Genomic DNA, 22005 nt, shown 5'->3' on the forward strand with positions numbered 1-22005 from the left:
TAGTCCCGATGCCGCCCCGGCTCACCAAGGCGGTCATCCGCAACTTCCGGCTGCTCCGCAGAACCGACCTCTCCTTTGCCGACAAGGTGACGCTGTGCGTCGGCCGTAACAACACGGGAAAGACCTCGCTGGCGAAACTGTTCGCATTCTTCGTGGCGAGGAAGAAGACCACGCTGCACATTGAGGACTTCTCCGCCGACTGCTACGAGGAGTTCCTCGCTGCTCATCGCCTCTTCGTCTCGGGTGAGGCGGAGCAGGCGCGTGACACGGTTCCGGCAGTCACCCTCACCCTTCACATCGCTTACGACAAGGAATGCGGCCAGTACGGCCCCCTGGCCCCTTTCGTGGTGGACCTCGACCCCGACTGCTCCGAGGTAGTGATCAAGTTCGCCTATGCGTTGGGGGACGGCGCCCTGAAGGAGTTCTTCGGCGGCGTGGCAGTGGGGCCGGATGCCACGGTCACGCTTGAGCAGCTGGGCAGAGGCATCCCGAAGCACTTCGAGACGTCGGTGATGGCGGTCGACCCGACCGATGAGGCGAACGTCCGACCGGTCGACCTCGCGGACGTGCGAACCCTGGTGAGGGTGGACTTCGTCGAGGCGCAGCGAGGGCTGGACGACGAAGGCGAGGGGCATGCCGCGCCGATCGGAGCGGTCTTCGAGCAACTGCTGACCGCAGCGGAGCAGAGCCAGAACGCGACGTGGCTGGAGGAGCTCGCCACGAGCATCGACAAGATGCTCGTGGACACCTCTGGCAGTCTCGACAGCGGCCTCCAGCAGGTCCGCGAACGGGTGGCGCCGGCGTTGGAAGCCTTCGGCTATCCGGGCCTGGGCAACCAGGAGTTCGTCACGGCCGCCCGGCTGGACTCCAAGAGGCTGCTCAGGAACTTCGCACGCATTCACTATCCCGGAGTGGCCGGCGTGCGGTTCCCGGAGTCGTACAGCGGCCTCGGCACGCGGAACCTGGTGATGATTCTGCTCAGGCTCTTCACCTGCTATCGCGACCACACGGCGACCTCTCCGGAGTCGGGGATCCATCTCGTCTTCCTGGAGGAACCGGAGGCCCATCTGCATCCGCAGATGCAGGAGGCGTTCGTCCAGCAACTCACGGACTCCGACGGTCTGTTTCCCCAGATTGACGCGGAGATGAGAGCGAGCATGCTCGGGCAGGCGGGAGCGGTCGAGGAGAGCTGCACCGCAATCGGCAGCAGCACCCGGTGGAACGCTCAGTTCGTGGTGACCACTCACTCAGCGCACGTGGCCAACCGTGGACACTTCTCCGACATCCGGTACTTCCGGAAGGAAGAGGACGCCGTGGAGAGCGGAGGCGAGCCGGGGCCGGCCCGCACTGTCATCAAGGACCTTTCCCAGGTGACCGGCGACGAGAGGTTCCTCCGCAAGTACCTGACCCTCACCCGGGCCGACCTTTACTTCGCGGACAAGGCCATCCTCGTCGAGGGCGCCAGCGAGCGTATCTTCGTCCCGGCTGCGGAGGAGAGGCTGGTGGCGACGAGGCTCGGAGAGCCGCGCCAGCACCAGTACGTGACCCTGATGGAGGTGGGAGGGGCGTATGCCCACAGGTTCTATCCGCTGCTCAAGATCCTCGGGATCCCGGCCCTGATCATCACGGACCTCGATCCCGTCGACGACCGGGAGCCCAAGATCCGCAAATGCCTGGTGTCCGAGGCAGGACGCACGTCCAACCAGTCCATCAGGGCGTGGTGCCCCGAGATGGCGGACGTCACGGTGGCCGAGCTGCTGCAGCGGGCTGAGACAGACCCGCCGATCGCCGGCGGCAACATGTGTCTCGCCTACCAGGTGCCGGAGGAGCCCGGTGGTCCGTGCGGCCGCACTTTCGAGGACGCCTTCGCGCTGGCCAACCGGGCCCTGTTCGGTCTCCCCAGGGGTGACGCTCCAGCCGAGGAACTGGAGCAACAGGCCCGTAGTAGCGTGGATACCAGGCTCAGCAAGGTCGACTTCGCCCTCGACCACGTCCTCGGAGACCACGACTGGCAGGTCCCGAAGTACATCAGGCGCGGTCTCGAGTGGCTGATGGCACAGGACGGGACGGCGACGAAGGCGGACGTCCAGTGACGACCGAGGCGGACGACGTCACGCGCACGATCCTCACGGCTCTCCAGGCAGGCCGTCACTTCAAGGTGGAGGCCGGTGCCGGTGCGGGCAAGACCAGCTCACTGATCGAGGCGCTCCAGAGCATCCTGGCTGACCGCGCCCGCTACCTCCCGCGGACCCACCAGCGCGTCGCCTGCCTCACGTACACCAATGTGGCCCGCGACGAGATCATCAGCCGTACCGACCGCAGCCCGTACGTCTTTGCCGAAACCATCCATGGCTTCCTGTGGCAACTGCTCTCCCCCTTCCGTAAGCACCTGTTGCTCCACATCGTCGAGCTGGACATCATGCTGTCGAAGATGGAGGGCTATACCTCGCTGGACGGTTACACCGTCGAGTACAGCACCGGCTTCCAGAACGTGGACCACGACACCCGTCGCGTGCAGCTGGGTCACAACGATCTTCCCGTCCTCGCGAGGGCGTTCTTCGCCCTTCCCAAGTTTCGGGCCCTGGCTACCGACCGCTTCCCGATCGTCTTCGTGGACGAGTACCAGGACACCCCCGCCGGCCTGGCAGAGGCCATGCTGGGCACGCCGGGCGATGAGGCAACCGCGCGTGGCCCCCTCTGCGGCTTCTTCGGCGACCACTGGCAGCAGATCTACGACAACGCGTGCGGGGAACTCGAGGACGCCCGCCCGACACCGGTCTTCAGACGGCGCAATCGGCGCTCACAGCGCGCCGTCGTGAACCTCCTGAACACGATGCGTCCTGAACTGACGCAGACCACGGCGTCAGGAGTTGGCGAGGGCACCGTCGCCGTCTATCACACCAACGAATGGGCCGGGACAAGGCTCACCCACCACCGGAAGGGGCAGCTCGGCTGGGACGCGGCCCACGCGGCCCGGAAATGGGTACTGGACGACGTTCGCGACCGGTTCTGGAGCACCGGGGCATCCGGTCACGAAGCCCAGGCGCGGGCGGAGGACCCCAGCACGAAGATCCTCATGCTCACGCACGAGACGATCGCCGGCGAACTGGGATATCAGAAGCTCCACGGCGCCTTTCGGCGTAACGATTCCTATGTGAGGAAGGAGGACCACGCTATGTCCTTCTTCATGGACACGCTGGAACCGGCCCTGCTCCACCACCGGAACAAGCGCTACGGCGCGATGTTCAACGCACTCGACCCCCGTGGCCGTTCACCCATCAACTCGCCAGCCGACAAGCAGGAATGGATGGCGTTCCTGACGAGACTGGGGGAGGCCCGCGAGACGGGCACGGTCGGCGACGTCCTCGACCTCTGTCTTGAGCAGCAGCTCTTCGACGGACTGGGGAAGGTGCGCGAGCGTCACCGGAAGGCCGTATCACCATCCGGTACCGGCCCGCAGGCTGTGAGTGACGGCAAGGCCGAAGCCCGGGCGGAGGCGCGGTCGAAGGAGTACCAACAACTGCGCCAGGTGCCGTACGCGGAGCTGCTGGCGTTGAACGAGCACCTCGGCGGCGGCACGCCCTTCGCCACACAACACGGAGTCAAGGGACTGGAGTTCAACCGGGTCCTCGCCGTGGTCAGCAAGGGACACTCCCGCTTCCAGATCCCCGAGATGCTGGCCAACTTCTCCCGGCGCGAAGATCTGACGGACAAGGAACTGGAGGCGTTCATCAGGGCACGCAACCTCTTCTACGTGGCATGCTCACGGGCCAGAGAGCACCTGGCCCTCCTCTTCACCACGAAACTTGAGCCCGCTGCACTGGACACCCTCAGGGAGTGGGTGGGCGAGTCGCGGATCACATCGCTGCGGTTCGACGAGGATACGGTGGTGGGTGGCTAATGAGGGGACAAGGCAGGCAGGACGGACCCCCGGGGCGACCCCAACAAGGGATACCCCGGGTTGCTGTTCGCCCGGATGTGATCGCTTCATGGCGACCGCGGGTAGCCCCCGGCCGCCGAAGATTACGGAGGAGTGCAGGCCACCAGCAGAGCATGGGCCGGACCGGCAGCTGCCCCGGTAGCCGCCATCCGCGATCACCGTTGTCTTGCCGACGGCACCCCACTTTGAAATTCACGCCTTCATTCGACTAAGGCTCCTCGAATTCGACTTCTCGCTGCCTGAGCGCTCGGCGGCCGCAAGAGTCGGTGCCTTCGGTGACGGACAGCGTGGTGCGCTGGCTACCGGCATCCCCTTGTGCTCCTGCCACGTGACTTCTTAGCGGCCCGGTATCGCGCTGGTACCCGCTTCTCATCGGGAGCGAAGACGAGGTGGGCGTCGCGGCGTGGGTGGAGCGAGGGGGGCCGGGCGCGCTGCGCATGGTGTGAGGGGCACGCCCGGACCGGTGTGGGCGGGCGGCTATCAGGTGCTATTCACGGCCGAGTCGGCGAGCGGAACCTGCGCGGCCGGCCGCTGACCTGCTCGGCGACTCTCAGACTGACGAGCCTGCTGAGGGCGTTGGCGATGGCGCCTGAGGACTTATCAATGATGCGGATGATCCGGACGGCGGTGAATGACTCGTCGGGGTGTGCTGGAGGTGGTCGATGACCATGTGTCGGAGCGCTCCCGGCGCGAGCCGCCTCCCACGCTTGGCGCGGGGCGCGCCGGTTCCGTCGGCCGCCCGCAGTAGGCCGCTGACCGTGGGCGCGGGTTGATCCTCGTCCGGTGGTCGGTGTCAAGGCGCTGTCAGTCGACGACGCCGTTGGTGAATCCTGAGGACTGATCGTGATGTGGACCTTTGCGATCCGTTGTGGTCGGCCAGAGTCAGATTCAGGGTGTTCCTTGAGCTGGGGTAAAGAATGTTCGGCGGGCTTGGGCGGGACGCAGTGAGTACCGGGAGGATTGATGGGTGCTGTCCCGGGCCGGGGTCTGGCTCATGAGAACTCTGACCGCGGTGTCTTACTCACGCTGTGCCGACCGTTGGCGGGGGGTGGTGCGTTGCCGGCGCCGGGCCGGCCAGGTGTGTCTCGATAGGGGCCTGCCGACCAAATAGGCGTTGTCACAGTTCTGACTGCCCGCGCGGTCCGGTGCCGGCTACGCGATGTGCCATCGGGTCGGAAGGTGAATGAACGTGACAGATACGTCCTTAACTCCGCGTACTCGCCGACGTCGGCCCACGGGGGAGGTGGTCCTTGGAGTGGACACGCACCGGGATGCTCATGTGGCTGCCGTGCTCTCTCCGGTGGGGGCGGTGATCGGTACCGAAGAGTTCCCGGCCACCGCGGCCGGATACCGTGAACTACTCAAGTGGGCCAGAGGGATGGGCACGGTGCGGCGGGCCGGAGTGGAGGGGACCGGCTCCTTTGGGGCGGCCCTGTCCCGCTACCTGCTGGCCCGGGGCGTGGAAGTGTTCGACGTGAACCGGCCGGACCGGACTGACCGCCGTCAGCGCGGCAAGTCGGATCCGCTCGATGCCCAGAACGCGGCCCGGGCGGTGCTGAGCGGGAGGGCTCGCGCCCGGGCCAAGTCAGGCGATGGACCGGTGCAGATCGCCCGGATGTACAAACTCACCAAAGGGTCGGCGGTCAAGGCCCGCACCCAGGCGATCAATCAGCTCAAGGCCGTCCTCGTCGCCGCCGACCCGAATCTGCGGGAAGAGCTGGCCGGGCTGGGCAACCCGGAACTCTTCCGTACCTGCGCACGGTTCGCCGACGCCAGCAAGAACGACGAGGGCGGTGAAGAGGCGGTGCTGCATGCTACCCGCATCACCCTGTGCCTGCTGGCCCACCGAATCGAGCAGCTTACCGAGCAGATCCAGGACCTGGAACGCCGCCTGGCAATGCTCGCGGAACGCCACGCCCCGCAGTTGCTCACTGTGGTGGGCATCGGCCCGGACACGGCCGTCACTCTGCTGATCACGATGGGGGACAATCCGGAACGTCTGGGCAGTGAGGCGTCCTTCGCCGCGCTGTGTGGGGTCAGCCCCGTAGAACGCTCCTCGGGCACTCGGCAGTACCGTCGCCTCAACCGCGGCGGCGATCGGCAGGCCAACGCCGCCCTCCACCGGATCGTGCAGACTCGCCTGCGCTTCGACCCGCGCACCCAGGACTACTTTGAGCGCCGCACCAAGGAGGGCAAGACCCGGCGCGAAATCGTCCGATGCCTCAAACGCTACGCCGCCCGCGAGGTGTTCCACCTGGTCAGGCCCACACGGCCATGACCCCCGTTATAGGGGCTGTGTGATACCGCGTGAGAGGTGAGGAACCCCCGTCGGCTTGCCGGCGGGGGTTCTTGCGTTCAGGGACGGGCCCGGTGAGGTGTTCGGCACGGTCTTGCTGTGCTCCGGCTCTGCCGTTCGACCATGACTGTTGCATCAAGACCGGACCTGGGTGAGGGGCCGTGAGCGTTCGGCATCGGATGGTCAGGGCAGAACTCGGCTTGTGTACACGCCAGTTGATCGAGATCGCCCGTAAACGCATGCCCAACTTGCCTTGTTCTTCAGAATGAGTTGCTCCGGTGGCTTGGGCGGATGGCCGCGCGGGGAGCCCGCCGTGCGGCTCCCTGGCCGAACCGTGTCGCGAGCCCATGTGCGGGGAGCCGTGCTGGCGTACGACGTCTTCGGCCGCGGCGAGCCGCTGGTCCTGGTCCACGGGGAGATGACCGGTGGTCACAGCTGGCGCGCTGTACGCGAGGCCCTTGCCCGGTCCTTCCGGGTATTGGTCTACGACCGTTGCGGCCCGCATGCGCGCGGGCCGCAACGAGGAGGGCGCCCGCGGCTTCCTCGAGGCGTCGGTGCGCCGTCCAACGCGACGGGGTCAGCGTCGGCAGGGGGTGGTGCCCAAGCGGTGCCCGGCCCGCCCCCACGAACGCCTGGTCCCGCGTGGATTCGGTGGACCGCCGCCCGGAGTACGGTGAACAGGAAGGGACATTTCGGCGCTCCCGTCCTTGCCGTAGTCGGAAGGCCGGGGGTGGGCCGGCCCGGCTCGTCTCTCCGCCCGTCGGTAGCTCGCCGCGGATGGCCGAGGGCGGTATCGTCGCCGCATCGCCCGAGGCCGCGCGCCGGGTCGCAGAAGGCCTCCGGCACTGCGGTGAGCGAGACGCAGTTCTCGCCAGAGGAAGCAGTCATGGCATCACTAGCCGAGCGGAAGGCGTACCGCGAGAAGGTCATGCAGGCTCTGTACGAGGCCACAGAGGGCAACCGCCTTCTGGGTGTCACCGGGGCCAAGCTGGCGCAAGATCTCGCGATCCCGGCAGAGGATCTGGCTGCCGCCTGCACGTATCTGGTGGGCGAGGACCTGATCACGGTCGACTGGGCCGCGGGCAATACGCCGGCCATGGTCACGCTGACGCACCAGGGCATTCGGCGCATGGAGGCTGAGGAAGAAGAGCACGGTTGACGCCACGCTCCGGTGGCGTCCGAACCCTTCGGCTGCGAGCGGAGGCCCGGAAACAACCCATCCGGCCGTTAGTGCCGTTCCTCCGCGGCGGGTACCGGTGAACCATGGCTGGCACCTTCACCACCCGCACGATCACCATCGGCGCCACTGAGACCATGCACGACCTGACGAACGCATGCTCCGCGTTCCTCCGGGAGGCCGCTCATGGGCGAAACGGACTGCTGAACGTCTTCACCCTCCACCCGACGTCCGGCCTGGCCGTCATCGAGACCGGCGCGGGCAGTGACGATGACCTGCTGGCAGCCCTCCGCGGCGTTCTTCCCGCGGACGACCGCTGGGGGGACCGCCACGGTGGTCCAGGCCACGGCAGCGGCCATGTGCTCCCGGCTCTGGTGCCACCACACGCCACGTTGCCCGTGGTCGAGGGCGAGCTGGAGCTGGGGGCCTCCCAGTCCGTCGTACTGGTGAACACCGACCGGGACGGCCCCGAGCGCCAGGTCCGGCTGTCCTTCCTCGGCTGACCGGACGACCCACGCGGTCCTGCGGCTGACAGCCCCCCGTTGGCAGCCGATGTAGCACGAGAGTGTCCGGCTGCCCGCACGGGAGGCGCTGCCTCTTCGCAATTCTCGGGCCGACTGGTCCAAGGTCTCCTGTGCCGTTCATCCCGTCGCTCCGGGTCGGCTCGGTGAGCCTTACCAGGAGTAAGCTGGAACTACCGAGGGCAATTCGTACACCAGCCTCCACGCTCGTGTCGTTTTCGGCGATCGCGACACCGGGCCGGTGTGATCGGCCTGGGGCAAGGTCCGCGTCATGACCACGACCATTGCGTATACGCCGGCGGTCGAAGACCGGACCTCTTCGCTGCCCCTGCGACTCATGTTGGCACCGGTCGGCACCGCTCCAGCTCTGCTCGACGGTGCGTGGTGGCCCCGCTCCCGTGACCTCACGGCGGAGCTTCCCGCACTGACGGCCGTCCTCGACCCGTTGTGGGGTCGGATCACCCACGTCACGGTGAACCCCACCTTCTGGCCGGTCATCCCACGGAAGGTGCCCGTCGCGGGGCATGCGGTGGGTGTCGGCTGGTTCACGGCCGAGCAAGACCCCCACAAGCTGCTGCTGCTCTCCTACACCGTCGGCCGTTGGGACCTGCTCGTCATCCCTCCGGAGACCCGTCCTGCCACCGCCGCCCGGCTCATGACCGAAGCCGCCGATCCGCTGGGCACCTTCACCGCGAGCGCCCTGATGAACGAAGCGGAGCAACGCCGGATCGCGGAGGAGACGGAACTGTCCCTCGTCTCGGTCTGGGACTCCGAAGGCGGCCATGGAGCAAGCCTGCCGACCTCTCGTTCCCCCGCCCGAGCAGTCATTGCTCAGGTACCAGATGCGACGAGAGGTATCTGAGCGTCGTGTCAGTCATCACGAGCGCGACGTCGGTCCCGCAGCCCGCTCCGGGCGAAAGCCCCAGGCCAACGGCCTGGGGCTGATCTCTTATCCGGACGGTCTCCCACAGTGCGCCGTTCGCGCGCCGCAACATGCAACCAGTGCCGCGTTGGCGCGACGCACCCACGAAGGGTCCCATTCCGTTGCTCAGACCCGGGCGGCTACGGCGAGGGCCGGGCCGACTGCTCGTCGGACCGGCTCTCGCCGCCGTTCACGCCCCCCATCTCTCGGCCATCTCGGCCGCCTCCCTGGCGCCTCGGCCGAGAGAGAAGGCCGGATACCGTCGCACGGGGCTGCTTGCCCTTCTCCCGCGTACAGCATTCCGTCCGGGCCCTTCTGCGCATACCAGTCGAGATGCCGCCGAAGGTCGGTCCACAGGGAGGTCGCCCGCGCCGTCGCTCTGGGCATCCTGGTGACTGTGCAGCAGCAGCCGCTGCGCGAGCCGCCGAAAGCCGGGACGGATTCTGTGGTCTGCGATGCCGACCAGCTACACGACCTCAATTGCACCCCCACCCTCCTCGTGGCTAGTTGGTCCAGGCCGCACAGTGACCACGCGCCCGTGCACGGACCGGTAGCGACGCGTGCCCTGTCACGCCGGACCCGGAGACCGACGCACGTCTGGGCTGTGTCGACTACCTCAGGGGGCGTTTCCCAGTGTTCTCAGGAGGTGATGGGGTGCCGGGCAGTTGATCGACATCGTGGAGATCTGCTGTCGCTCGGGCGCACGAAAGGCACTGCGGTCGGACGGTGATCAGGTTGCAAGGAGATGGTCGCCAGTGGGTGACCGACGGGACCCAGCAGCTGACCTCCGACGTTCGTTCCTGTGGCGCGGACCGCACCGCAACTCCCCCTGATACGCCGCCATTCACCGCCGCGCGGCGACGCACTGGCACCACCAGCACCAGAACGTCCAGCAGTGCCACTGCCCCCAGGGGCGTCCGTGCACAAACGGTTCCAGCCCGCTTTTTGCGCTGGCTGTGAGTTCGCTCCGCCGGCGAGGCGTGATGTCCACGCATGGTCCGTGGCGGCAGCGGACCCGGGTAAGCGCTGCGCCATTCGGGCGACATCTGGGTTCTCCCTCTATCCGGGGCCCGCCGGTGATGCCTTAAATAGCAATAGTGAGTCCGGAGGTCGCCCATCCCTCTCGGGGGCTCATGTTTTGCCGGTTGGCCGGTAGCGGTCAGCGCATTTCCTATGGGTGCTCCTTGGACGGCTGGTCAGTTGCCCCTCCCAGCTGTGATCTGACTGCCAGTCGGTCCTTGAGGAGCCCCGAACTAGATCCACGCAGACCTAGATCGCGAGGGCTCAACATGGGCAAGGGTTTTCAGCCGAAAAGGCAGCAACTGCTTTTGAGTCGTGGGGTGTGGAAATCAACTCACGCTGCCGACTCCGCTGAATTCGACCATACCGGTTTCGGCGGATCTCATCTCAAGCTGGGCTCCACGGACCGTTAGCACGCCCAAGCGACCGACTCGGGCGACAGCTCCGCCGGTTTCCAGACTCCCCCTGTTCTTTCCATCAGACCTGGATGCCGGACCCCCTCTGCGTCCGGCACAGGCGACGGTCCGGCATCAGGCAAGCTCCGGTGCGGCGTCACCAGGAGCAAGCGGTACGAGCGCCAACGCCTGAGTGTGCTCAGGCAGTTGTGACGAGTGCGCACACCACGCTCGGCCGAAGCCTTCATGTTCCTCCCGGCGCGCAGCACATGGCACAGCTCACCCTGTGCCCAAGGCGCCGGTCGCAGCGGTGCAAGCGCGCCGCTCTCCCACAGTTCCAGGGCGGCATCAGGGCTGCCCCGGAAGCCTTAGGAAGGGAAATCCACGATGGCAACATTTGTACCTCTGGGTACCGCCGCCACCTACGGGGTGCTCGCCAACACGGCGGTCACCAACACCGGTCCCACCGTGGTCGCCGGCGACCTCGGCGTGAGCCCCGCCGGTGCGGTGACCGGCTTTCCTCCCGGCACGGTCACCGGAACCATCCACGTGAACGACGCTGCCGCGGCGCAGGCCCAGGCCGACCTGCTCGTTGGGTACGCCAACGCACTCTCCCAGCCGGTCACGGGCACCGTCGCGACGGAACTCGGCGGGACCACCCTGACCCCCGGCGTGTACAACTCCCTCTCCGGCACGTTCGGCCTCAACGGGACACTGACCCTGGACGCTCAGGGCAACCCCAACGCCGTCTTCATCTTCAAGGCGACCACCACGCTCATCACCGGAGCCACCGGCAACGTCAACCTCATCAACCAGGCGAAGTCCGCCAACGTCTTCTGGCAGGTCGGCAGCTCCGCGACGCTCGGCGCCGGCTCCACCATCAGGGGCAGCATCCTCGCCTTCACCTCGATCACCGCCACGGCGGGGGCCATCGTGGACGGCCGGCTGCTGGCTCTCGGCGCCGCCGTCACGCTGGACTCGAACGCGGTCACCGTGCCGCCCCTGTCCACCTGCCAGGTGGTGATCCAGCCGGTGGCCGGGCCGGTGGTGGTCGGGCAGCCGACTCCGGTGTCCGCTGTGGTGACCTGCAACGGTCTGCCGGTCTCGGGTGCCTCGGTCACCTTCACCGGTGGTGCGGTCCCGGTGACCGCCACCACCAACGCGGCGGGCATTGCCACCGGATCGCTGACCTTCAACACGGCCGGGCCCGCCACCATCACTGCCACCGTCACCGCGGCCGGCAGCGGGTGTGCGTGCACCGGCGTCGTCTCCGCGCCCCTCCCCATCACCGTCACTCCGCAGCCGTCCTGCCTGGTGGTGATCCAGCCGGTGGCCGGGCCGGTGGTGGTCGGGCAGCCGACTCCGGTGTCCGCTGTGGTGACCTGCAACGGTCTGCCGGTCGTCGGCGGGTCGGTGACCTTCACCGGTGGTGCGGTCCCGGTGACCGCCACCACCAACGCGGCCGGTGTCGCCACCGGAACGCTGACCTTCAACACGTCCGGGACCGCCACGGTCACTGCCACGGTCACCGCGGCCGGCACCGCGTGCGCGTGCACCGGCGTCGCGTCCGCGCCCCTCACCATCCCCGTCACTCCGGCGACGGGCCCGCTGAGCTTGGCGCCCGCCTGCTGGCACGTCAACCTGCCCATCCCGATTCCGAGCCTGTTCGCGGCGACGTTGACGGCCACCCTCACGCCGGCGCAAGCGGGCGTCACGGTCAACTTCTTCGTCTACGGCCTGCCGGTGGGATCCGCGGTGACCAACGCCAACGGCATCGCCACCCTCAACGCCGGCCTGTCCATCCTTCAGATCAGCGCCAGCAGCTACACGGCGACCGCCACCGTCGGCGGCGTCCCGGTCCAGGCCACCGGTGCCCTGCGGCCCTGCTTCCCGCCGGTGTGACCGGCATGCGCCCGATCGACCGGGGCGGCGTGAAGGGTCCTGCGGCGGTACTCGCGCACAGGTCTGATCCACGCTGTGCCGCCCCTGACCTGAGGGCCGTCCGGTAAGCGGCCCGTCCCTCAAGGGCTGTCCCCCGTCGTGGAAGGACAGGGGACAGCCCCCTCAAACTTACCGGTGGGCCAGCCGGCTCCACGCACGTCGGCAGGACAGAGACCGGGGGTGGAACACCCCCGGCTGCCGGAGCGTGGACAGCTCATTGGTGAGGCCCGGGGCCGGTGCTTTCCTCCGCCATCGGTCCCGGGACAGCCGAGCGGCTCTCGCATCCCAGGACCCGGCGTGGCGCCGCCAGGTGGCCGGTGAGACGGTTTCCGCGACATCCCAGGCGCCCGCCGAGCCCGCACCACCCCGTAGTGAACCCGCCAGTGAGTGGACAGTTTCCATGAGCCTTGCCGCGTTCCTTCTCTCCCTCGGCGTCGCGTGTCGCACCACCCGTTTCATCACCAAGGACACGCTGGCGGCGGGGTCAGATCGTGGATTGGCGATCACTTCGGTGACGACTTCCGGGCCGCATGTCTGGTCAGCTGCGGATGATGCACGAGCATCTGGATCACCACCGCCACAGCCTTGTACGCCTCCTGCTTGGGAGGCTCTCCATGGTTCCAGGCGCCGGCGACTGCTCTCACACTCTCCTACCTGGCGGGACTCGCTTCACGGTGGCTGGACTGACCAGCCCCTCCATACCTGTCCGTTGCGCGGCGCCTCCCGGTCAGACGCACTCCATGGAGCCTCGGAGCCCCAGATGATTCCGGCCACGATCCGGCGCTGAAGAAGAAACCCGAAAGGATCGCAGCCATGCCATGCAATTGCGGCGGGGGAACTCCTCAGACCGTCACCGGCTACCAATTGAACCTGCCCGACGGCACATTCCGTCAATACGTCACCTACCAGGAAGCCGAGGCTGCAAATCAACGAGCAGGTGGCACTGGGCGATCACTATCGTGATGCAGTGACGCCTGCCTGGTGGTCAGCGCCCCCTCAGCCTTGCAGCCGCGGGCACCGCCGAAACACGTCGCACCAATGAAGTGCTCAGGCTTGCGCTCGTGGCGGCGTGTGGGCCCGCTGGTCCGCCGGATGTTCACCGCCTTCGAGCGGCACGGCCCTTCGCGCAGGCAATCGGCATACTCCCAGCAGCGCCCGTTGTGCCCACCTGCAGACGTGTCGGCTTCTTCCCGCCTCCTGATAACGGACGGCAGTGCTGTGACCGCATAGGCCCGGCTCGTGGAACGCCACGCCCCGAAGCTCCTCGCCCCGGTGGGCATCGGCCCAGACACGGCCGTCACCCTCGCCGCGCTGTGCGGAGTCAGCCCCGTCGAGCGCTCCTCGGGCGCCATCATTACCGTCGGCTCAACCGCGGCGGCGACCGGCAGGCTAACGCTGCCCTGCACCGGATCAAGCAGGCCCGGTTGCGCTTCGACCCACGCACACGTGACTACTACGAGCGCCGCGCCAAGGAGGGCAAGACCCGGCGCGAGATCGTCCGATGCCTCAAACGCTACGTGGCCCGAGAGGTCTTCAACCTGGTCAGGCCCTCACCATCATGACCTTCGTCATAGGGGCAGCTGAGACAAGAGGCCCCGCCGGAACGCTCCGGCGGGGCCTCTGCGCGCGGCGGGCTATGACGGCGCAGTGTCAGGCTCGGGCGCTGTTGTACTCCGGCTCTCCACTTTCGAGCACGCGGAGCAGGGACGCGGTGACGACACGTGTGCTACGGCCGATACGCAGCACACGGCATGGGAACTCCCCGCGACGAGCCAGGTCGTACCCCTTCGCACGCGAGAAGCCCAACGCCCTGGAAGCGTCCTCCACGCTACCCGTTCCGTCCCAGGTGGCGCGGATGTTCGTAGGGCTATACCGGGCGCCCTGAACCTCGTTGGGCTGTTCGTGCATTTCGTGATTCTCCGGTGCAAGAATAGTGCTGCTTACGCATCGTCGGTACGGTTTGAAGCTGCCCCAACTTGGGCTCTTATCGGGTACTGCGGTCGACGTTGGCCAATCCAATGCAAGGTCGACCTCATTCCTGGGGACCCTGGGAAGAAGTGATGCTCTGCTGTTCTTCGCGGCGCGGCCGATTAGGGAATGCAGATGCGATTCTCGTGGGATCGGGAGCGTGCACGGTACTTGTTCCATGGGGTACGCGGCTACGTAGGGCTGAGTGATGTGGAGCAAGTTGCATTGATGGGCGTCTCGGCGATGCCTCTCGTTGCGTGGTCAAGTTGTGGTGAGCTATTAATGATCCGCGGGATCGCCGGTTTGGCTAACCGGCGATCCCGCGCTATGTTGCTTCGCTTCGAAGTAGCCGGCGTCTATCTGCCCCTTGTGCGGAGAGCCGCTCAACCCCAACTCGCCGGCCACGCTAAGAATCGGCCTACCTTCGCCTTGCGGAGAGGCCAGAGCGACGTCGCCACGTGCAAGCACGTACTGCGGACCATCTCCATGTACGCGGAGCAGGCAAGGGCTCCATCGCGTCCGTCATCGGCAAGGGCGGAACATCTCCGCGTGCGCGGAGCTTCAGCCGGACGTGCGACTGGTCGGCCCCTGGGGGAGCATCTCCGCGTACGCCGAGTGGACCCCACGGGGAGGAGCCCCGATTCAGGTCGCCAGGGAACATCTCCGCGTACGCGGAGCAGAAGGCTCCATCTACGGGATGAGACTCCTGGCACAGGATCATCTCCGCTTACGCGGAGCGGACTACGGCGGATCCCGCGTCGACGTGTACGACGCCGGAGCATCTCCGCGTACGCGGAGATGCTCCGGCCGGTGTGGTCGAGAACGTCGTCGACGTCCGGTCCGCTCCGCGAAGGCGGAGATGCTCCCGCGACCCTCGCCGACTACACCAAGCAGCTCAAGTCCGCTCCACGAACGTGGAGATGCTCCGCGGTACATGGCGACCCATTCCTGCTCGGTGAGGTCCGCTCCGCGAACGCGGAGATGCTCCGAACCAGATGAGAGCCTTACCTGTATCGCCCCCGTCCGCTCCGCGCACGCGGAGATGCTCCGGGGACCAGCTTCACGCGGCGCCACAGGCCCTCGTCCGCTCCGCGAACGCGGAGAATCACCACGCTTTGAAAGAGCACTGCGCTCCGAGTGATCGCAAGTCGTGGGCCCTGGGTATACCTGTTGATGTACCCGCGCGCTGGTCTCTGGCTCGTGAGAAATCGGACCTGGGTGTCCGGCCTGTCCTTCGTCGATCACCAGTGCGGGGTTTACTGATGCCGGGCTGCTGAGGCGTGTCCCGAGGCGAGTCGTGCCCGTGAACTGGGCACTGTCTCACTGCTGACCGCCTCGACGGCCTGGTGGCGAGGGCCGACAGGCTCAGACAGCAGGAGGTGCACCATGGTGAGTGTCCCAAGTCCTAGAAAACGTCCTTCTGTTGTGGACGAGGTGGTCCTTGGTGTGGACACGCACCGGGATGTTCATGTGGCCGCCGTGCTCTCCACGCTAGGGGCGGTCATGGACACCGCGCCCTTTCCTGCCACGACGGGGGGCTATTGCGAACTCTGGGAGTGGGCCAGCCGGCTGGGTACGGTGCGCAGGGCCGGGGTGGAAGGGTCCGGAAGCTACGGAGCTGCCCTCTCCCGCTACTTGCTGGCTCATCGGGTCGAGGTGTTCGAGGTGAACCGGGCTGATCGCTCGGTTCGTCGACGGCGGGGGAAGTCGGACCCGGTGGATGCGCAGGAGGCGGCCCGGGCGGTGCTTAGTGGCCGTGCTCGCTCCCAGGCCAAGGCCGGCGATGGGCCGGTGCAGTGCGCCCGACTGTTCAAACTGGCCAAGGACTCTGCTGTCAAGGCCCGCACACAGGCGATCAATCAGCTCAAGGCGATCATGGTCACCGCCGATCCGGATCTGCGCGAGCAGCTGGCTGGTCTGAAGAATCCAGCCTTGGTCAGGACTTGCGCGCAGTTCGACGATCGTGACGATGACGACGGCGAGAAGGATGCCGTCGGGCAGGCCACCCGTATCGCCCTGTGTCTGTTGGCCCAGCGGATCGATCAGCTGACCGGGCAGATTCGTGACCTGGAGCGGCGTCTTACTGGGCTGGTGGAGCGTCACTTTCCGCAGTTACTTGTCCCGGTGGGGATCGGGCCGGATAGTGCCGCCACCTTGCTGATCACGATGGGGGACAACCCAGAACGCCTGTGCAGTGAGGCGTCGTTCGCGGCGCTTTGCGGGGTCAGCCCCGTCGAGCACTCCTCCGGTCGTCAGCGTCGCCACCGGCTCAACCGCGGTGGCGACCGGCAGGCCAACGCTGCCCTGTATCGGATCGTGCAGTCACGGCTCCGCTTCGATGCGCGTACCCGCAACTACTATGAGCGGCGCATCGTGGAGGGCAAGACCCGGCGCGAGATCATCCGCTGTCTCAAACGCTATGCCGCCCGAGAAGTGTTCAACCTGGTCCGCTCTGGCATCGGGCCCCGCGAAGTGGCTTAAGCCAGCCGATCGTTCGCACCAGGACGAGCGCTTGCGAGATCCCCCGCGCCAGTGGTCGCATGCACCCTCGCCGTCCTTGCCCACATGCCGACCAGACAGCACCAAGGCGCTGCGCTCCGTGTGCTCGGCGACGCCATCCTCGGCTTGGCGAAACCGCCTTCCGAGAAGTCTTCCACCTGGTCGGATCCAAGTTCCAAGCTGCGTAATAGGGGCATCCGTGAGGCCTGACGGCATAGTGGACCGGGATTTCCTGGATTTCGTACGATCCTCGGCCCCAGGCGCACGGCCCCAGGCGCACGGCCCCACCCCTGCGACCCTTCAGCTCGATAGATCACCGCCGACGTAACAGGCCGGACGGCGTAGCTGGGCACACCGGGCAGTCCTTCTATACGGAACGCACCTGCTGACAGCCGGAGTCGGTGTTCTAGACGTCGTCCTGTGTTTCGTCGGGCTCGGGCGTGACGGTGGGCTCGATGCTGGGGCCGCGGTACTCGGGGTGGGCGCGGTCCATGGCGCCGGCAACATGCAGCGGGAACGGGTGGCGGGTGCGCGCGTCCCAGGCCAGGGGCTGGTGCCACAACTGGGCGGCGAGAGCGGCGAGGCGTTGTGGATCCCTCTCTCCTGCGTGGGGGACGGCGATCTGGGCGGCGGTGAAGCTGTGCCAGTCCTTGCGTTGAAGGAGGAACGCAGGTGCCCGCCGACAGGGCGTAAGGGCTGCTGACGGCCCCGGGATGTCCAGGGCCGACAATGCGGTCGGTGGACAGCGAGCCAGGAATTCTCGTCAGGGAAGCCGCAGGAGAACGGCGCGACACACGTGGTTCAGTCGTCCTGCAGTGACCGCAGAAGTCGTGCTCGTACGTCGGCCCTCCGGTCTCTTTCGGCTGTGTCGTCCGGCTCCGGGGGCGCGTGTGAAATGTCGTCGGGTGTTGTGTCGGCGTTGGCCCGAAGTGCCTCGTCGATCATCTTGCTGGAGCGGATGACGACGGACTTCGCCGGCTCTTGTGGCCAGACGGCGATGAGGTAGTCCTCGACAGGCTCTTCGCTGACCCCGTCCGGGTTGATCGAGCGCCCCGAGGCGTGGACGCGCATGCGATACCAGCCCGGTCCTTGGGGGTTGAGCGCGGGAAGGTCATCGGGCGTGATGTCGTAACCGGAGTTGATGCACAGATCGCCGGCGACCGACCGCACGCTGATCTCTACGATCTCTTCCCAGTCGGCCGCCTCCACGGACGGTGCGGCATCGAGGCACTGGGCCTTCACGCGCACATGTCCGGTGTTGATGCCGGTGAGGATCCACGCTCCGTGGTCCATCGGAGCGGCGAGGCCGTTCGACCATCGAACCGTTTCCATGGGCACCTGGGCGTCGTCCGAGACGCCGAAGATGCCTTCGTTGACGAACATGACTGACGATGTGGTCACGTGTATGAGGCTACCCGGGCGCAGGAATGGAGGAGGCACTACGGAGAATCCCGCAGCGCCCCCTCCATGAGCGGTCAGTCGCCGATCAACACCCGGTAGGGATCTCCGTCCAGCATCCGCTCGGCCTTGTAGAAGCTGCTGTTCATGCCGCCCTGGTAGTTCTGATCGGAAACACTGATCATGCAGGCGCTTGCCCCCTTCGCCCCCGTGCGTGAGGGCACTGTGGGTATGGAGCATCCCGGGAAGGTGCGACGCTGACCGCCGGCGGACAGGCCCTCCTTCGACGTGGCCACCGGGTACTCGTCACAGCTCTTCCCCTGAGGCCGTGACTCGTCCCTGGGACAGGCCAGGTCACGGTTGCGTTTCATGGTGGCCGCGTTCGTCGTCCGGGTCAGGGGACTTTTGAAGGTAGCTCCCGGCAGACCGGAGCGCTGAGCACGAGTGATGTGCGATGCCAGTTGCGGTGCCCTGCTCTTGCTGTAGATGAGCGGTGAGGCGTACCACGGGACAACACATCCGACCGTGGCCCTACCGGCCGTTGCGTTGTCGCAGCGGAACTCGTTGAGCTTGAAGGAGGATTTCGACGTTCCGTAGGTCCCATTTGTCACGGACAGCGTCCACGTGGTGGCGCAGCGGCCAATAGCGCCGGAGCGCGTTGCCGTGGTGTCGAAGAAAGACTCCCCCAGCTTCCAGGAACTCAGCGGAGCCAATTTCCTGGAAGGAAAGGCCGACTTGTGGACCTTGCAAGCACCGTCCTTCGTTGCCTTCCCGCTGATAGATGCCTTCAGAGCATCTCCCCAGCCACGGTAGGCAGAGACTTCAATCTGGTAGCCCCATCGGGGCATTCCGGAATCACCATAGCTGTAGTTGATGACGTTCATATCGGCCGAGCCTGTCACCTGTCGGCGGCCGTTGACCACGCGGAAAGTCTGGTAGGACAGCCCGGAGATCCAGCACACCTCCTCGCGCTTTCCGAGGATCTGACCACGGGCGTTCACACACCACTGCGGTGGCTTCACCCCCGCCTGAGGCGCGGATCGTCCGCGAAACATCGTCGCCTGCGCGCCGACTGCGCCCGTTCTCAGGCACACCCCCTTGCCCGTTGCTTTCGGAGTAGAGCAGGTCTCGGACGGGCCAAGTATTGGTGCAGGCTTTACAGCAGGTTCAGCCCCTGGGCCACTCGCGCTCAAAGCGTGAGACTGGATTTCCTGTGACATTGCCGCCGGTTCGGGAACCGCGGGACCTGCCGTGAGTGTGACGAGAGCGCCAACAGCTAAGGCAGCGGACATGAGCATTTTCTGCAATTTCAAAACATTCCCCCTGGGTTGAGTTGGCGATGGTGCGCGATGCCGCACACTTCGTCGGCGCAATCTCACCAGGAATAAGGGAAGCTCGAAAGGCCAATTCCAGTCGGCAGCCAGCCACTTACAGACGAAAGCCCGTTGCGCGCTGAAGGCTCGGCGCGGCGACTTGACCACCAAAACATTCTTCAGGGTGGAATTACCTAGTCCGCAAGGCTCGCCACAGCGGGCCCGGCAAGCTGTCTTTTCGGAACCGCATGCTCTTCCTCGACGACATCGCCGTCGGGGCGGCAGGATCTGTTGGGGCTGGCCCTGGTCTTGACCGCTGCACGACACCGCACCTCTCGCCATGACAACACCAAGCGCCACGGACTCAGGCAGTCGCACCGCGAGACGGCCGCTGCCGACAACGAACGCCACGACCTGACCAGCCAACGCGGAACACAAGTCCCCGGCTGGACGGGGGTGACCAGCCGGGGACTGCAGTGCGTGTGCCCCGCGCATCACAATCAAAACGCGCAGGCACGTTGGCCGCGCGGGTTAGTTGGTGCAGGTGTCGAGCATGGAGGACAGGGCGGTCTTCTCGCTGTCGGTGGTGGTGAGTTTGAAGACGGACTTCACGTGGGTGTAGTCCTCGGCGTAGGTGCACCAGAAGGCGTGGTTGGCCGGCTTCCAGTCGGCCGGGCCGCTGTCGCTCTTGGAGCTGTTGGAGGATTCGGAGGCGACGACGAGCTGGGGGTCTTTGAGGTCGTTGCCGAAGGCTTTGCGTTGGTCAGCGGTCCAGGTGTCGGCGCCGGAGCGCCAGGCTTCGGCGAGGGGGACCATGTGGTCGATGGTGGCCTGGGCGACGTTGGTGACGGTGGTGTCGTCGTAGACGGAGTGCCACTTGCCACTGGTCGGCTGGCACTTGTCGGACCCGTCGATGACGTCTTTGCCGTCGCGGGCGAGGACGTCCTGGCGGGTGGTGCAGCCGTCGGGCTGCTTGGCCCAGATGTCGAACTTGTCGCGGGCGTAGCCGTCCATGGAGTGCGGGGCGGCGACGGTGAGGGCTGCGAGTTCGGCGCGGGCGGCCGACTGGCTGGGCGGGGCGGGCGGTTCGGCGAGCGCGGGAGCCGCGGTCAGGCCGACGAAGGCAAGGGCTGCGGCAGCGGAGCCGAGGACGGCACGGCGCATGAAGGTCTCCAAAAGTGTGGGGGTTGGAGAGACGCTTCAGCAAACCGCGAGGCGACGCCGCGTGCTACGCGCGTTGACCGAACATGACAGCATCATTCCCCTCTCATTACCTATGCATTGGACGATCGCACCACCAGCCAGACGCCTTACCAAAAGCCTCTTGGGATGCTCGGGGAGCTTCGGGGCGGGCTACCGGGCCCATGGTCTGTGGCAGGGGCGATCGGTTCGGTGAGGCTACGGTGCCGGCGTGAACGTCACCGTCGCATCCGGGCAGCCGGCCGCGATCGTCCGCAGGGCCCTGGCTTCGGTGGGGTCGACGGTCAGCTTCCAGCGGAGTTTCGCGGTGACCCAGTCGGTGGCGTAGGTGCAGGTGGCGTCCTTGGCGGGTGGCATCCACTCGGCGGGGTCCTTGTCGCCCTTGGTGCGGTTGGGGCCCAAGCTGACGGCGACGAGGCTGCGGTCGGCCCCCAGGTCGTTCGCGTACTGCTCGCGGCGCTGCGCGGTCCATTTCGAGGCGCCGGAGTCCCAGGCTTCGGCGAGGGGGACGACGTGGTCGATGTCGAGCTTGCGGGCATCGGTAACAGTGCGGTCGTCGTAGTAGGAGCGCCAGGTGCCGCCGGTCAGACGGCAGCTCTTGCCCTGGCGGGGCTTCTTGACCGCCTCGGCCAGCAGGACCTCCTTGCGGGTGTCGCAGCCGTCGTGGTCCGCGTCGGTCCACAGACGGAACTTGTCCCGCTCGTATCCGGTCCGGGATTCGCGGGCCACCGTCAGCCGGCCCATCGCATCCGTCAGGTGCAGGGTGCCCTTCGTGCCCTCGGAGGAAGTCGCGCTCGGCTCAGCCGACGGCTTCGCGTCCTCATGAGTCGCGGGAGTGCACGCGGCCGCGGAAAGCAGCAGGAGGGGACAGGCGAGGACCGCCAAGCGGCGCGTGCGGTACATAAGGCTCCCTGTCGGGTGGGGTGATGTCAGACTCCATGGGTCTACCCACCGCACCAGGGCACGTCAACCAGTGAACCCAGTGATCGCGGCAGCCGGCCCAATGCGCCTCCCTGTGCGGTTGTCGTCCGTCATGCCTCCCACAACCGGGTGACTTCTGCGTCTCAGACGAACTGCCCACTCGGGCATCGCGTCTGTGAGGCCATGAAGATCTACGAAGAGCACCTCAGGGAGCCAGGACTTGTCGTCGTGGACATCACCGCGGCCGACGAAGAGACCGCTACCCAGGCAGCGGCTGCGCTCGGCGGGCTATGGCTCTCCAGCGGGCCCTCCGCCCCCTGGCACACCCCCGGCCAGGCCGGCGTAACCGTCCGCGCCTACGCCGACCTGCGCCGCCCACCCCTGACCGGCGGCAGCTTTGACCCCGGCACCTGCTGAACCACGGGGTGCGGGGGTACTGAAGCGCAGGGTGTGAGTCACCAGCCGGGGCCCGTGGCGGCCGTCGTCTGCACGGT

At 66.7% G+C, this 22005-nt stretch carries 15 protein-coding genes and 1 pseudogene; 11 read left to right on the top strand and 5 right to left on the bottom strand.

Features of this window, described 5'->3' with window-relative positions; translation table 11 throughout:
* The first annotated feature begins 8 nt into the window (after window positions 1–8).
* The 10 genes and pseudogenes from NUT86_RS32840 (at window position 9) to NUT86_RS32885 (ending at window position 16661) form a co-directional block, all read left to right on the top strand.
* On the top strand, window positions 9–2093 hold the full coding sequence (locus tag NUT86_RS32840; RefSeq protein ID WP_274738911.1) for an ATP-dependent nuclease: 2085 nt from the start codon (window positions 9–11) through the stop codon (window positions 2091–2093).
* A complete protein-coding gene (locus tag NUT86_RS32845; protein WP_274738913.1) occupies window positions 2090–3901 on the top strand; it encodes a UvrD-helicase domain-containing protein in 1812 nt (603 codons plus the stop codon). The genes NUT86_RS32840 and NUT86_RS32845 overlap by 4 nt, the downstream gene beginning before the upstream one ends.
* A 1222-nt stretch (window positions 3902–5123) precedes the next feature.
* Window positions 5124–6218: an IS110 family transposase gene (locus NUT86_RS32850; protein WP_274738915.1), complete on the top strand. Its 1095-nt coding sequence runs from the start codon at window positions 5124–5126 to the stop codon at window positions 6216–6218.
* A 904-nt stretch (window positions 6219–7122) separates the two neighbouring features.
* Window positions 7123–7395 carry a hypothetical protein gene (locus tag NUT86_RS32855; protein WP_274738917.1) on the top strand — a complete coding sequence of 91 codons (273 nt, stop codon included), beginning with the start codon at window positions 7123–7125 and terminating at the stop codon, window positions 7393–7395.
* A 104-nt stretch (window positions 7396–7499) separates the two neighbouring features.
* Entirely contained in the window at window positions 7500–7916 is a 417-nt protein-coding gene (locus NUT86_RS32860) for a YjbQ family protein (protein WP_274738919.1), read from the top strand.
* 289 nt (window positions 7917–8205) lie between these two features.
* The gene (locus NUT86_RS32865) at window positions 8206–8796 is read left to right on the top strand and encodes a DUF5994 family protein (RefSeq protein ID WP_274738921.1); all 591 of its coding nucleotides are present in this window, start codon (window positions 8206–8208) and stop codon (window positions 8794–8796) included.
* Window positions 8797–10658: 1862 nt separating this feature from the next.
* On the top strand, window positions 10659–12173 hold the full coding sequence (locus NUT86_RS32870) for an ice-binding family protein (RefSeq protein ID WP_274738923.1): 1515 nt from the start codon (window positions 10659–10661) through the stop codon (window positions 12171–12173).
* Between the two features lie 852 nt (window positions 12174–13025).
* Window positions 13026–13175 carry a DUF7196 family protein gene (locus tag NUT86_RS40730; RefSeq protein ID WP_446750796.1) on the top strand — a complete coding sequence of 50 codons (150 nt, stop codon included), beginning with the start codon at window positions 13026–13028 and terminating at the stop codon, window positions 13173–13175.
* A 276-nt stretch (window positions 13176–13451) separates the two neighbouring features.
* Window positions 13452–13774: pseudogene (locus NUT86_RS32875) on the top strand (transposase); the annotation flags it as partial.
* Between the two features lie 1792 nt (window positions 13775–15566).
* Entirely contained in the window at window positions 15567–16661 is a 1095-nt protein-coding gene (locus NUT86_RS32885) for an IS110 family transposase (protein ID WP_274738927.1), read from the top strand.
* 424 nt (window positions 16662–17085) lie between these two features.
* Here the strand turns inward: NUT86_RS32885 and NUT86_RS32890 are convergent, their stop codons facing one another.
* The 5 genes from NUT86_RS32890 to NUT86_RS32910 form a co-directional block, all read right to left on the bottom strand.
* Window positions 17086–17409 carry an RNaseH domain-containing protein gene (locus tag NUT86_RS32890; protein ID WP_274738929.1) on the bottom strand — a complete coding sequence of 108 codons (324 nt, stop codon included), beginning with the start codon at window positions 17407–17409 and terminating at the stop codon, window positions 17086–17088.
* A 71-nt stretch (window positions 17410–17480) separates the two neighbouring features.
* Window positions 17481–18080: a hypothetical protein gene (locus tag NUT86_RS32895; protein ID WP_274738931.1), complete on the bottom strand. Its 600-nt coding sequence runs from the start codon at window positions 18078–18080 to the stop codon at window positions 17481–17483.
* A gap of 74 nt (window positions 18081–18154) precedes the next feature.
* Window positions 18155–19078, bottom strand: coding sequence for a NucA/NucB deoxyribonuclease domain-containing protein (locus NUT86_RS32900; protein WP_274738933.1), 924 nt, complete (start codon window positions 19076–19078; stop codon window positions 18155–18157).
* Window positions 19079–19921: 843 nt separating this feature from the next.
* The gene (locus tag NUT86_RS32905; RefSeq protein ID WP_274738935.1) at window positions 19922–20554 is read right to left on the bottom strand and encodes a GmrSD restriction endonuclease domain-containing protein; all 633 of its coding nucleotides are present in this window, start codon (window positions 20552–20554) and stop codon (window positions 19922–19924) included.
* A gap of 234 nt (window positions 20555–20788) precedes the next feature.
* Window positions 20789–21493 carry an HNH endonuclease family protein gene (locus tag NUT86_RS32910; RefSeq protein WP_274738937.1) on the bottom strand — a complete coding sequence of 235 codons (705 nt, stop codon included), beginning with the start codon at window positions 21491–21493 and terminating at the stop codon, window positions 20789–20791.
* A gap of 201 nt (window positions 21494–21694) precedes the next feature.
* Here NUT86_RS32910 and NUT86_RS32915 point away from each other — a divergent pair, with 201 nt between their 5' ends.
* On the top strand, window positions 21695–21928 hold the full coding sequence (locus NUT86_RS32915) for a DUF6207 family protein (RefSeq protein ID WP_129293638.1): 234 nt from the start codon (window positions 21695–21697) through the stop codon (window positions 21926–21928).
* The last annotated feature ends 77 nt before the right edge of the window (window positions 21929–22005 follow it).

Source organism: Streptomyces sp. G7(2002) (assembly GCF_028870195.1).
GTDB lineage: Bacteria > Actinomycetota > Actinomycetes > Streptomycetales > Streptomycetaceae > Streptomyces > Streptomyces nigrescens.